This window comes from Streptomyces montanisoli (assembly GCF_017813245.1).
Lineage (GTDB): Bacteria > Actinomycetota > Actinomycetes > Streptomycetales > Streptomycetaceae > Streptomyces > Streptomyces montanisoli.
Genome location: NZ_JAGIQL010000003.1, coordinates 87385 through 99857 on the forward strand (window position 1 = coordinate 87385; position 12473 = coordinate 99857).

A 12473-nucleotide genomic window follows, 5' to 3' on the forward strand; every position below is an offset into this window, starting at 1 on the left:
GTGGCGATCGGCGACCGGGTGACCAGGCCCGGGCACGTGCAGTACGGCGAGCTGTTGCTCGGCCCGGGCACCCCGTACCGGTGGCAGTCCATCACGGGGTGGGAGGAACTGCCCGCGCTCGACTCCGGCACGGTGCCGCGCGCGGGCGCGCACGGCGCGTTCCCGGGCCTGCTGCTCGCGCAGTCCCGCACGATCGGCCTTGACGGGCTGATCGTGCGGGCGCCGCGGGCGACAATCGGCGCGGTCGTTGGCGCGTTGAACGCGGGCACGGTTCCGGTGGTCGACGAGCTGCCGTTCGTCGCGTGGCTCGACGAGCGGGGGCCGCTGCTCGCGTACGCCCGCGCGGTGAAGCGAGCGATCCCCGTGGGCAAGGCGTACCGGGTCGGCGTCATCGTGGGCGGCGCGGTCCAGTGGGAGGCGACCGACCCGCGCCGGTATGAGCTCACGGAACGGACCGCCACGGCGGGCCTGCCGACGGACGAGCAGGGCCTCGCCTGGCCGCTCGCCTGGCCGCTCGCGTTCGGCACGCCCGGCAGCACGGGCAACCTCGTCGCGACACCCACGGGCGACGCCCTCACCCATCCCGTGATCGAGTTCCGCGGGCCCGTGACACGCCCGTCCCTGACCAACGTGACCACGGGCGACGTTCTCGAATACGACGTGCCGCTCGCCCGCGGTGACGTACTCACGGTCGACACGCGCGCCGGCACCGTCACGCTCAACGGCACCGCCTCGCGCCTGTTCACCGCAACCAGCCGCAGCGTGCCCGAGCAGACGTTCACACTCCCACCCGGCAGCACGCCCCTGATCTTCCGCGCTGCTCCCGGTAGCAGCGATCCGAGCGCATCCGTCGTCGTGCGCTACCGCTCGGCCTACTGGTAAGGAGACTCCCCACCATGACCGTGCGCTCTGCATGGCTGCTGCCCGGCGGCACCGACTCGCCCGGGCAGACCAGGGAAGACACCCGCCTCGCGCCCGTCGGCACGATGCTGCCCGACGGCGAGCTCGGCACCCGCCCGGGCGTCATCCCCGGCGGCGACCCGTTCGCCGCGACCGGCGCCGGCGCCATGTCTCTACAGGTCGCGACCGGCCGCGCGCAGGTGCAGGGCACCGCGGCACAGGGGGCGTACCCGGTGTGCCTCGACGCGCCGGAGGTGGTCACGTTCGCCGACGGCGACGCCCAATTCGACCGCATCGACACCGTGTGCCTGCACGTGTACGACGCCTTGTTCGACACCGCCGGACAGAACCTCGCGGCCGTCGAGGTCATCGTCGGAAGCGCCACCGACACACCGACCGCGCCGACACTCGACCCCGCCTGTCTGCCCTTGTGGGACGTGCGCGTGCCCGCGGGCGCGTCCGCGGGCGTGGGAGGCATCGACTGGACAAGCGCCCTCACCGACCGTCGCCGCTACACGGCCGCCGTTGGCGGCATCGTGCCCCGCGGCGCGCTGTCCGACGTGGGCGCCTACGACGGCCAGTACGCAGACGTAGAGGGCCTCCTCTACCGCTGGTCGACCGCCGACGACGAGTGGCAGCTGTACCGGGCCCCCGAGCTCCCTGTCGAGACGATCACGGACGGCGCAGACACCGCCACCGGATGGACCCTGAACAGTTTCGACGCACGCCGCCACGGCCGCGTCGTGCAGATACTCGGTTACTGGGTGCGCTCTGGGGAGACCCTGACCACCAACCCGAACATCGCCGACACCCTGATCGCCACCTTGCCCACCGGGTGGCGCCCTGTCGTACTGGTCGAAGCCATCGCGTCGAACGGCTATGGATTCGGCGCCGTCGCCATCGGTACCGACGGCAAGTTGACCGTACGGTCGTGGGCCGGCGGCGAGAAGGCTAACGCGCTTGAGAAGGACACGAACGTACGCGTCGCCGCGACGTTCGTGCAGTAGGGGGCGGCTGTGGCTACCGCGCCGTATCGGATGGTGTTCGTCGACCTGCGGTCCGACACCGTGCTCGATGCCCTGCCCGTGCAGGGCGTCGCCCTCGACGACTACATCGGCAAAACGGGCAGCATGCGCGGCACGGTCCCGATCCCGAACGCGGAGCTCGCCGCGCGGGCCCGCCGCGCGCTGCTGCCCGGCCGTACGGGCGTGTGGGTCGAGCGGGGGCGCGAGGTGTGGTGGGGCGGCATCCTGTGGACGCTCAGCCTCGCCAGCGACGCCCGCGGGTTCCTGACCGCGCAGGTGCAGTGCGGCGGATGGGAAAGCTACCTGTACCGGCGCCTGCTCGAAGACACGGCCGTCGCCGAGCAGGTCGACCAGTTCGACATCGTGCGGCAGCTCGTCGACTACGTGCAGAACAGCCGCGGCGGGAACCTGGGGATCACGTACGACACGCACACGTCAGGCGTGCTCCGCGACCGCACGTTCCTGCGCTACGACCTGCCCACGATCGGCGACCTCCTCGACCAGCTCGCCGGCGACGAGGACGGGTTCGAGTGGCGCATCGCGTCGTACCGCGACGGCGACGGCCGCCGCGTCAAACGGTTGCGCCTAGGCCATCCGATCATCCGCGCCGGCGCGGCCGAGATCGTGCTCGACCACCCGGGCCCGGTCCTGTCCTACACGTGGCCGACCGACGCCACGAAGAAGGCGAACGCGTGGCAGTCCCGCGGCGCGTCCGTCAACGCCAACCAGGCCGCCGACTCGTACCCGCTCATGAGTACGCAGCTGGTCGACGACGCCAACCTCGACGCCGGGTGGCCGCGCCTCGACGGCACCAGCGACTACACCACCGTCACGGACCCGGCCACCCTCGACGCGCACGCCCGCGCCGACTGGACCGCCGCCCGCGACCCCGTGCAGATACCGGAAGTCGAGGTACTGCTCGGCGGGAACGTTACGCCCACCCTGCTCGGCGCCACGGTGCGACTCCGCATCCGCGACCTGTGGCACCCCGTCACCCTCGACGCCCGATACCGCGTCGTCGGCCTGTCCATCTCCCCACCGGAACGCGGCCGACCCGAAACCGCGAAGCTCTACTTGGAGGTTCCGTAGTGCCGTACGTGCCACAGGACGTACTCGACCGGATCGCCTCCCTTGAGCGCGAGATACGGGAGCTGCGCGGCCGCTCACAGATCCGGCCCGCCCTCGACCAGATCCTGCACGGCAAAGTGACCATCGGCGAGGGCGGCAGCCTCGACGTACGGGCCCCCAACGGCGCGCAGATTCTCGGCGTCGGCCAGTTCGCAAACGGGCGCTACGGCATCGCGTCGGCCCGCGAGGACGGTACCGGCATCGCGTTGCAGATCGGCGGCAACAGCACCGACCTCCGCCAGATGATCCGCGTCTATCCGCGCGGTGGGTATCCCAACGGACCGATCCTCATGGACGATGCCTATGCGGACGGCTACCTCGGCCGCCCATGGATGCCGATACAGCTGCACCCCACCGCACGGCAGGGCGGGTACACCGGCACCGCGTACGACTTCGCATGGGTCGGCATCTCCCCAGTGCACAACGCGGTCCTGTATCTGCACACCAGTACGTATGCCAACACGGGTGGCGCGCAAGCGCGGGTCGTGCTCACGCACGGCGATGACGAGACCACCCTCGACGAGTGGGATTGCGCGGCGAACGGGTGGACCGACCGCAACATCGTGCACCCCCTCGATGGCGTGCCGTTTCTGGACTTCGTCAACGTACAAATCGAGCACCGCAACAAGACGAGCGGGCAGAACTGCGAAACGCGCGTCTTCTCCGCGTACACGCGCAACACGCTGACGGCCGACGAGACACCCGACGCGCCGTTCTCCGCCGCATCGACCACCGAGAAGGGAGCGTAATGCTGCCCGAGGGCATCCCCACCGTGACCGTCACCGGCCGCTACCTGTTCCCCGACGGCCGGCCCCTGTCCGGGCAGGTCGTGTTCAGGGCGCCCGCGCTGCTCACGTTCGCCGACGACGACGTGATCCTCGGCGGGCCCGTCACCGCCTCGCTCGACGAACAGGGCGCGTTCAAGGTCACCTTGCCCGCGACCGACGCGCCCGGCATGAACCCGGGCGGCTGGTCGTATGCGGTCGCCGAGCAGTTCGCCAGCGTGGCGCAGAACCGCACCTATCAGATCCTCCTGCCCGCCGAGTCGCCCGCGGTCGATATCGCCGACCTCGCGCCGACCGACCCGACGACGCCCAACTACGTGGCCGTACGCGGCGACTCCGCGTACGAGGTCGCGGTCGCGCAGGGGTTCGTCGGCACCGTCGAGCAATGGCTCGCCTCCCTGGTCGGCCCGCAGGGCGAGCAGGGCCTCACGGGCGAGCAGGGCCCGCAGGGCGTACAGGGGCCGCAGGGTGACACGGGCCCGCAGGGTCCGCCGGGCGTCGTGCAGTCCGTCAACGGGCAGGCCGTCGCCGAGGTGGAACTCGGCGCGGTCGACGTACACGCCGTGCCGGATACCGCGCCGGGCGCCGCGGGCGGCGTGGCGCAGCTCGGCGACGACGGGAAGGTACCGGCCGCGCAGCTGCCCACCCTCGGCGCCGTCGAGTCCGTCAACGAGCAGACGGGCGCGGTCGTCCTCGACGCGGCCGACGTGCAGGCGATCCCGGCCGCGGAGAAAGGCGCCGACAACGGGGTCGCGCCGCTGAACGAGTTCGGGAACGTGCCCACCGCGAACCTGCCGGACCTGTCCGGCTCGTACGTCGCGGTATCGACGCGTGGCGCTGCGGGCGGCGTGGCCACCCTCGACAGCGCGGGCATCGTCCCCGCTGCGCAGCTGCCGCCACCGTCGAACGAGTTCAGGCCGGCCGACCTCGCACTCAAGGCGTGGGCGTTCGACCCCGGACTCGGTCAGTCGGAGGTGAAGTACCCGAGTAGCGGATCGTTGCGCGTGACGGCCGTGCAGCTGCACAACACCGAGACCGTGTCATCCATCGTGTGGCACCTGTTCGGCTACAACGCGGGCATCACGGCTGGCGACGCGGGCATTTTCGACTCGTCCGGCGCGCGCCTACGCACGACCGGCGACCTGTCCGTCTCGGGCAAGGTTCCCCAGGAGCACGGCGTAGGCGGGCACACGTACGCCATCCCGCTCACGTCGAGTGTCACTCTGGCCCCGGGGATCTACTACCTCGCGTTTTGGATGACGTACACCAGCGGCAACGGTCCCGGCATGCTCGTTTCGGAGTCGAACGGCAACTTCATTCCGACGTTCTACGGCCTGAACAACACGATCCGATTCGGCGTGGACCTGTCCGCCACTGGCCTACCGTCCTCGCTCAATCTGTCGTCGTTCGGCAAGGACGAGAACACCACGTCGCCCAACAAGTTCTGGCAGGGCCTCGCGTAACCGCGCCGACCCTCACCACGCACGCCCGCCGGTATCGCGCCGCGGGCGTTTCTCATGTCAGGAGTACTTCCCCATGGCACGTATGCCCGGCGCCACGTGGCGCCCCGTCAAGAACTACACGAACGGCGGCCAGCAGTCCGTACGAGGCGTCGTCATCCACATCATGGATGGCACCCTGGCCGGTACCGAGAGCTGGTTCAACAACTCGGACGCGCAGGCGTCCAGCCACTTCGGGACCGGCAAGGGCGGCGAGCTGCGGCAGTGGGTCGACACCTCCGACCGCGCGTGGGCGCAGGCCGCGGGCAACCGCGACTGGCTCAGCGTCGAGAACGAGGGCAAGGGCGGCGACGCCCTCACCGACGCCCAGCTCGACCGCTGCGCCGATGTCCTGCGCTGGGCCCACAAGACGTACGGCGTGCCGCTCCAGGTCGCGTCAAGCCCGTCCGGCAAGGGTCTCGGGTACCACGCGATGGGCGGGGCCGCGTGGGGCGGGCACACGTCGTGCCCGGGGTCCCGGATCGTGGCGCAGCTCGGCGAGATCGTGAAGCGCGCCGGCGGCTCTGGCTCGTCGGCCGGGGGCGGTTCCTCATCGGGCGTGGCCCGGTACGAGGTGACCATCGGCGGCCTCGCGTACGGGTACGGCGCGCACGGCGACCAGGTGACCCGCGTCGGTAAGGCGCTCGTCGCGAAGGGCTTCGGGAAGCACTACAGCGTGGGGCCCGGCCCGACGTGGACCGATGCGGACACCGAGAACTATGCGGACTATCAGCGCTCGCTCGGCTACCACGGCGCGGACGCCGACGGCATCCCCGGGGAGACCAGCCTCCGCAAGCTGCTCGGCACCCTGCCCGGCAAAACCGGACACGTCGTCGACCTGTCCAACGTGATCGCCGCCGCCCGCAAGGACCCGGGCGCCGCGCAGGGTCACCAGACGCACGCCGCAGACGTGCGAGTCGTCGAGGCCGCGCTCAAGGCCGAGGGCCTGCTCTCCGCCACGTACGCGAGCGACGGATCGTTCGGCACCACCACGGTCACCGCGTACGCCGCGTGGCAGCGCCACCTCGGCTACCACGGCGCCGACGCTGACGGCATCCCCGGCAAGGCGTCCCTCGCCAAGCTCGGCAAGGCGCACGGCTTCACCGTCAAGGCGTAGCCCGCGCCGCACCTGCCCGCCCCGTCGGCCACCGCGCCGCGGGGCGGGCCCCTGCCACCCTCCACGATGGGAGACCCCTACCTCATGAGTGACAAGACCAAGCGGGCCATACGCACCGCGATACAGACCCTGCTCGCCGTCGCTGCGGTCCTGCCCGCCCTCGCCGCCGTCCTCGCCGACAGCGAGCTCGCGGTCGCCGCGCCGTGGCTGATCGCCGCCGCCGGATCGGCCGCCGCGGTCGCGGGCGTCGTCGCCCGCGTCATGGCCTCGCCCGTCGTCGAGCGCGTGCTCGCACGGCTCGGAATCGGCCTCACGGACACCGCGCCAGCCGCGCTCGCCCAGACCACGGAGGGCGACGCGCTGCGATGACCGAGCCGACCGACACGGCCGCTATCGCGGTCGCCCTCGCCGAGCTGCGCGGCACCATGGCCGAAGGGTTCGCCACCGTCAACGGGTCGTTGAACCTGGTCACGCAGCGACATGACCAGACCGAGCGCAGCCTGTCGGCCCACGGCGACCAGCTCGACGCCCTCGAAGCGCGCCTTGACACCGTGGAGCGGGGCGACACCGAGCGGCAGAAGCGCGACGCTAGCCGCCTAGCGGCCCTTGAGGCGCGCCGGTGGCCGCTCGGAACCGTGTCGGCCATCGTCGCCATCGCCGCCCTTATCGTCGCCGTGTGGCAGGGAACTGCCCAGTGACCGCGCCTCGCCCCCGTTCGGCCTACGGGCCGGGCGGGGGCGTTCCGTCGTCCCGCGGCCGTAGGCTCAAGCCAGCACGCGAACACGCAGCGGCCCGCCCCGAATGCCGCGGGGCGGGCCGCTGTTGCTTGCTCCTGCGCTACGCGACGAATCGGCCCTCGCGAGCCGCGGACACGAAGCCGACGGCCTGCTCGCGCGTCAGCAGAAGCGCCGGCCCCGTCGGGTTCTTGCTGTCCCGCACCGCGACCGACTGATCGTCGACGACCCCGAACTCAACACAGTCGGATTGGGTGCCAGACGCCGAAGACTTCCACCAGGCAACGGCGAGAGTCGACGCGTCTTCGATGTGGTTCATGCGAATTTCTTCCTTATCTCTGTGATGCAATCTGCGGACGCCTCGACCGGCAGCGCCGCTGCGCACAACCGCTCGAACGCGTCCCTGTAGACGCCGACCTGTTCCCGGTCCTCGACGTACAGGGCTGAGGTCAGGCTCTCGACGTGCACAACGTCGAGGTCCGCGTGCGTCTCGAACCCGAGAATCGAGTATGAACCCATCTGGCCCACGTGCGGCGGGGCATCAGCGGGCAACACCTGAATGGTCACGTTGGGCCGCTTACTCAAGGCGAGCAGCCGCGCGAGCTGGTCGCGCATCACGCCTTCACCGTTGCACCGCGTGCGTAGCGCCTGCTCGCCGACGATCGCCCACAGGCCGAGCGGCTGCTCACGCGTCAACACGGCCTGCCGCGCGAGGCGTACCTCGACCAAAGCGTCGACCTTCTCCTCGACTGCGGCCGACATGCCGATCGAGGTCATGAACTCGCGCGCGTACTCGCCTGTTTGCAGCAGGCCCGGAATTACGCCCATCTGCCACGTGCGCACCGTGGTTGCTTCCGATTCGAGGCTGATCAAGTCCTCGTACACGGGCGACAGGACGCCGCGGTAAGACTGCCACCACCCGCGTTGGCTGCCCTCCCGGGTGAGGGCGAGCAGGGCGGCCCGTAGCTCTCCGTCCTCGACGCCGTACAGGTCGAGCAGGGCCTCAACGTCTGCCGATTTGGCCGCAGTCTTGGCGATCTCCAACCGCGACAGCTTGGCAACGGTGATCTTGCCGGACTTCTCGGCTACGTCTTCAAGGGTGAGCGAGAGGTCATCGCGCAGGGCGCGCAACTTCGCGCCGAGCCTGCGCCGGCGCACGGTAGGCGTGCTCACGGCCCCCTCCTTCACTTCCGCGTCTTGCTCGACAGTCTGCCGTGTGTCCTCATGCCGTGTCACCTGCGATCCCCTCACTTCACGAACCTTCCTCGTGGGCATATGCGAATTCTCATCAGTACTTGCGAACAGGTTGTGCATGCAAGCGCAGGGGAGCACTCTTGCCTACGAAACGTGCCCGTGACGTTACTGGCGTGACGAAATTCGTGTCGGGCATCACCCAAGCCTGAGGGGACTTCGCATGGTGGCCATGCAGGATCAACCGACGACGACCGATCCGCCCTGCTGCCCACCACCCGACGGCCCGCCCCCAACTGCCCTGTTCGCAGCTGACCCGGAGTCCGCGCGGGCCGCGCGCGTGTTCGCGCGCGAGGTGGTCGAGAACCGGGCGCCCGGCGCCCCCGCCGACTCCGTCAGCGACGTACAGCTCGTCGTGTCCGAGCTGGTGACGAACGCGATCCGGTACGGCACTGAACCGGGTGATTCGCTCGCGCTCATCGTTGACGCCACACCGCAGCGCGTCCGCGTCGAGGTGCACGACCCGCGGCGCCGGCGCCCGGCCATGCGGGCAGAGTCCCCGGATCGGCAGCGGGGGCGCGGTCTGTTCATCGTCGACACGCTCGCCCAGTGGGGAATCGACGACCGACCGTTCGGAAAGATCGTTTGGGCTGAGCTCACCTGGACGAACGGGGAGGCGCCATGACGCAGTGCTACAAGGGCGGGCACGACTTCCCCATCGAGGACGAGTACGGCGCGTACTGCGAGCAGCACGGGGTCGAGCTCATCCGCCGGCGGCCTCACCCCATGCCGCCGCCGCACCCGCTGATGCCGCGACGCACCGACGATGGCGACGAGCAGGCGCCGCGCTCCACCTGACCGCAGAACAGACCAGAGGGCCCGCCCCGGATGAACTGGGGCGGGCCCTCTGACGTGCGTTGATCACCGAGGCCCACCGGTATCGCATGCCACCTGTTTTGCACGCTCTATCCAGAAACAGCACTCCTCGATGGGCGAGGGACACGGCGCCCGGCCGGGGCAGGCCGTTGCCCCCGCCGATGAGCGACTGCATCGTCGCCGAGTGGTGCGGGGCGCAGTAGGGCGCGGCGCGCACCAGCGGCTCCCCGGGCGGCAGGACGCCCGCGACCGAGTGCACGGCCGTGACTTCGAGGGACTCCTGCCCTGTCAGCGGCGGCAGGATGCCGGACAGCCGCTCGGCCAGCATGGTCTTGCCCGCGCCAGGCGGCCCCGAGAGCAGCAGGTGGTGCCCGCCCGCCGCGGCCACCTCGAGGGCGCTGCGCGCCGTGTCCTGGCCGGCCACCTCGGCGAGGTCCGGCCCCCCGGCGGCGCCCGTCGCGATGCCCGTGCCCACCCCGGCCCCTGGCATCGTGAGCCCGGCGAGCATCGGGTCGGGGCGCCCACGCAGGTCCTCGCGCGGCTCGTCGGGCACCGGCTCGTCGGCGAGCACCGCGATCAGCTGGGCGAGGCTGCGCACGCCCAGCACGGACACGCCCGGCACGAGGGACGCCTCACCCGCGGTCTGCTCGGGGACGACCACCTGCCGGTAGCCGGCCTCGGCCGCCGCGAGTACCGCGGGCAGCACGCCGCGCACGGGCCTGACCCGGCCGTCGAGTCCCAGCTCTCCGATGAGCACCAGGTCGGCGATCGACCTGGGGTCGACGCGCTCCGCCGCGCCGAGCACCGCCACCGCGACAGCCAGGTCGAAACCGCTGCCGCTCTTGGGCACGAAGGCCGGGCTGAGGCCGACCGTGAGCTTCTTCTGCGGCCATTCCGCGCCGGCGTTGACCACCGCGGCCCTTACCCGGTCCTTGCTCTCCACCAGGCTCTTGTCGGGCAGCCCGACCAGCGTGAAGGCGGCCACTCCCGGCTCGAGATCGGCCTGGACCTCCACCACCACGCCCTCGACGCCCACCAGCGCCACCGAACACGCGCGCGCGAACCCCATTCAGGCCACCCCCCGCACGTGCTCGACGACCGGTGCGCCCCTGGCGGGCAGCACCACACCGACGAGATCGATGCGCACGCCGCCCGCGGGCGGGCTCTCGCACCGCTCGGTGCCGCACCGCTCGACCCAGCAGCCCGCGAGCCGTCTCAGCCGGTCCGCCTTGGCCGGTGTGATCGCCTCCATCGGGTGCTGGAATCCGCCGGCCCTGCGGGTCTTGACCTCGCAGACCACCAGCACGTCCGCGTCCACCGCCACGATGTCGATCTCGCCGGTCCTGCCGCACCGCCAGTTCCGCGCGAGCACGGTCATGCCCGCCGCGGCGAGCCGTCGCGCCGCGAGATCCTCTCCGTACCGCCCCAGTGCCCCCGTCGCGTTCATCTCGGCACCACCTCCGTCACCGACTGTGACGCATGGCGGAGGCCGATGTGGATCTTGGTCGGCGATCGGTGGACAACTCCGGAATTGTGGAAAACCCGCTCACCCGACCGGGTGGATCAGCCGCTGGGGAGCTCCAGGTCGTCGTTCTTGTTGAGCTCCTCGATGTTCACGTCTTTGAACGTCAGGACGCGTACCTGCTTGACGAACCTGGCCGGCCTGTACATGTCCCAGACCCAGGCGTCCGCCATCGTGACTTCGAAGAAGACCTCACCCTGGACGGAGTGCACCTGCATCTCGTAGTCGTTGGTGAGGTAGAAACGACGCTCGGTCTCGATCACGTATTTGAACAGGCCGACGACGTCTCGGTACTCCCGGTAGAGCTTCAGCTCCATCTCGGTCTCGTACTTCTCGAGGTCCTCGGCGCTCATGGCATCCCCTTCAGCCGTTCGTCCCCCCATTGTGCTCCGGCAGGGAGGACCGCTAGGCGATTTCCGTGTCGAGCGTCACCGGAGTACCCGGGGGACCCTCGTCGAGCAGCCTGCGCAGCAGCCCGGCGAGCCTGGTCGGATACACCGTCTCACGCGTCGCCTCCAGCTCCGCGCAGGTCCACCAGCGCAGCCCTCCGACGCTGCGCAGCTCCAGCTCGGTGAGGCCGGCCGGCACGGCCGCGGTCTGCTCGGTACGGCCGAGGAAGTACCACTCGTCCTGGTCCCAGCGCCGCCCGTCGAAGGGGAACGAGCAGATCCGGCGCCACAGCACCGGCCCAAGTTCCACCCGTGTGATCCCCGTCTCCTCCGCGAGTTCGCGGCGCGCGGCCTCCTCGCGGCTCTCGGCGCCCTCGAGACCGCCGCCCGGCGTGAACCACCAGGTGACCGCGGGGTCGTCCGGTTCGTGCCCGTGCATCAGCAGGACGCGGTCATCGGGGTCGAGCAGCACCACCCGGGCCACCCGGCGCAGGTCAGCGGGCACCGGCGGTCTCTCCCGTGTGCGCCCTCGCCTGCCGCGGCCTCTCACGGCGGGCCAGCAGCGGGCCGAGCGCGGCGCCCACGAAGATCAGCACCGCACCGGCGACCACCGCCACGAGCATCAGCCGCAGCGGCCCCGGGCTCGACACGCCGCCCGGCAGGGCCGCGAAGGCGTGCGGGCGGGCGATCATGCTCGCGGGCGGCCAGGCGACCGCGTCGACCCTGGCCCGTACCTCGGAGCGCGGGACCGCGCCCTTCTGCTTGTCCTGGAGGTGGACGCGGGAGTCGAGCGACGTGGTGCGCTCGTCACCCAGCATGAAGAGCTCCCCGGAGGGGACCTTGGCGGAGAAGTCGCCGGTGGAGGCGCGTCCGCCGGGGGCCTTGTCGATGTAGGGCTCGGCCAGCGGCTTCCCGTCGACACTCAGCCTGCCCTGCTTGTCGCAGCAGGCGACGGTGTCCCCGCCGACGGCCACGACGCGCTTGACCATCGGCAGGTCGCCCCACTCGGGGTCCTTGAAGACCACCACGTCGCCGCGGTGCACGTCGGTGCCGGATATGCGCTGGGCGAGCACCTTGTCGCCGGCGTGGACCGTCGGGGTCATGGACCCGGTCGGCACCGTGTAGGGCTGGTACTCGATGGCGCCCCACACGAACCCGCCGAGGAAGAGCACACATCCGACGGCCACGAGCAGTCCCGACAGCCTGCTGCCGAGGCGGCCACGGCCGTCCTTCGTCCGTCCTGCGCGGCTCATCCGGGCACGCCTCCGATCGGGGATGATCCCCGGCCCTCGGGGATCGGGAGCACC

The 12473-nt window shown here is 70.8% G+C and carries 15 protein-coding genes and 1 pseudogene; 9 read left to right on the forward strand and 7 right to left on the reverse strand.

The genetic code is table 11. The features are described from left to right. The 8 genes from JFN87_RS01900 to JFN87_RS01935 all read left to right on the forward strand — a co-directional run bounded on the left by JFN87_RS01900 (position 1) and on the right by JFN87_RS01935 (position 7152). Positions 1-882 (forward strand): phage distal tail protein, encoded by an 882-nt coding sequence (locus JFN87_RS01900; RefSeq protein WP_209338035.1) that lies wholly within the window; start codon positions 1-3, stop codon positions 880-882. Between the two features lie 14 nt (positions 883-896). Further along, a complete protein-coding gene (locus JFN87_RS01905; protein WP_209338037.1) occupies positions 897-1907 on the forward strand; it encodes a hypothetical protein in 1011 nt (336 codons plus the stop codon). A gap of 30 nt (positions 1908-1937) precedes the next feature. Continuing rightward, on the forward strand, positions 1938-3014 hold the full coding sequence (locus JFN87_RS01910) for a hypothetical protein (RefSeq protein WP_209338079.1): 1077 nt from the start codon (positions 1938-1940) through the stop codon (positions 3012-3014). Between the two features lie 8 nt (positions 3015-3022). Continuing rightward, on the forward strand, positions 3023-3802 hold the full coding sequence (locus JFN87_RS01915) for a hypothetical protein (RefSeq protein ID WP_209338039.1): 780 nt from the start codon (positions 3023-3025) through the stop codon (positions 3800-3802). After that, entirely contained in the window at positions 3802-5301 is a 1500-nt protein-coding gene (locus JFN87_RS34030) for a collagen-like domain-containing protein (RefSeq protein ID WP_209338040.1), read from the forward strand. The genes JFN87_RS01915 and JFN87_RS34030 overlap by 1 nt, the downstream gene beginning before the upstream one ends. Positions 5302-5374: 73 nt before the next feature. After that, positions 5375-6454 (forward strand): peptidoglycan-binding protein, encoded by a 1080-nt coding sequence (locus tag JFN87_RS33385; protein WP_245178574.1) that lies wholly within the window; start codon positions 5375-5377, stop codon positions 6452-6454. 84 nt (positions 6455-6538) lie between these two features. Further along, positions 6539-6823 carry a hypothetical protein gene (locus tag JFN87_RS01930; protein WP_209338041.1) on the forward strand — a complete coding sequence of 95 codons (285 nt, stop codon included), beginning with the start codon at positions 6539-6541 and terminating at the stop codon, positions 6821-6823. Next, entirely contained in the window at positions 6820-7152 is a 333-nt protein-coding gene (locus tag JFN87_RS01935) for a hypothetical protein (RefSeq protein ID WP_209338042.1), read from the forward strand. Before JFN87_RS01930 ends, JFN87_RS01935 begins: the two co-directional genes overlap by 4 nt. 139 nt (positions 7153-7291) lie before the next feature. Here the strand turns inward: JFN87_RS01935 and JFN87_RS01940 are convergent, their stop codons facing one another. Both JFN87_RS01940 and JFN87_RS01945 read right to left on the reverse strand, forming a co-directional pair. Next, positions 7292-7507: a DUF397 domain-containing protein gene (locus JFN87_RS01940; protein ID WP_209338043.1), complete on the reverse strand. Its 216-nt coding sequence runs from the start codon at positions 7505-7507 to the stop codon at positions 7292-7294. Continuing rightward, positions 7504-8361 (reverse strand): helix-turn-helix domain-containing protein, encoded by an 858-nt coding sequence (locus tag JFN87_RS01945; RefSeq protein ID WP_209338044.1) that lies wholly within the window; start codon positions 8359-8361, stop codon positions 7504-7506. Before JFN87_RS01945 ends, JFN87_RS01940 begins: the two co-directional genes overlap by 4 nt. 241 nt (positions 8362-8602) lie before the next feature. Here JFN87_RS01945 and JFN87_RS01950 point away from each other — a divergent pair, with 241 nt between their 5' ends. Then, on the forward strand, positions 8603-9064 hold the full coding sequence (locus JFN87_RS01950; protein ID WP_372449165.1) for an ATP-binding protein: 462 nt from the start codon (positions 8603-8605) through the stop codon (positions 9062-9064). Between the two features lie 276 nt (positions 9065-9340). On the opposite strand, the pseudogene JFN87_RS01955 reads toward JFN87_RS01950, so the two are convergent. The 5 genes and pseudogenes from JFN87_RS01955 to lepB form a co-directional block, all read right to left on the reverse strand. Next, a pseudogene (locus JFN87_RS01955) lies at positions 9341-10324 on the reverse strand (ATP-binding protein); the annotation flags it as partial. After that, a complete protein-coding gene (locus JFN87_RS01960; RefSeq protein WP_209338046.1) occupies positions 10325-10702 on the reverse strand; it encodes a YraN family protein in 378 nt (125 codons plus the stop codon). It abuts the pseudogene before it with no gap. Between the two features lie 116 nt (positions 10703-10818). Continuing rightward, entirely contained in the window at positions 10819-11130 is a 312-nt protein-coding gene (locus JFN87_RS01965; protein WP_030910788.1) for a DUF2469 domain-containing protein, read from the reverse strand. 52 nt (positions 11131-11182) lie between these two features. Continuing rightward, on the reverse strand, positions 11183-11671 hold the full coding sequence (locus JFN87_RS01970) for an NUDIX hydrolase (RefSeq protein ID WP_209338047.1): 489 nt from the start codon (positions 11669-11671) through the stop codon (positions 11183-11185). Continuing rightward, positions 11661-12419, reverse strand: a complete 759-nt coding sequence (gene lepB, locus JFN87_RS01975; protein WP_209338048.1) for a signal peptidase I — start codon at positions 12417-12419, stop codon at positions 11661-11663. The genes JFN87_RS01970 and lepB overlap by 11 nt, the downstream gene beginning before the upstream one ends. Positions 12420-12473 lie beyond the last annotated feature (54 nt).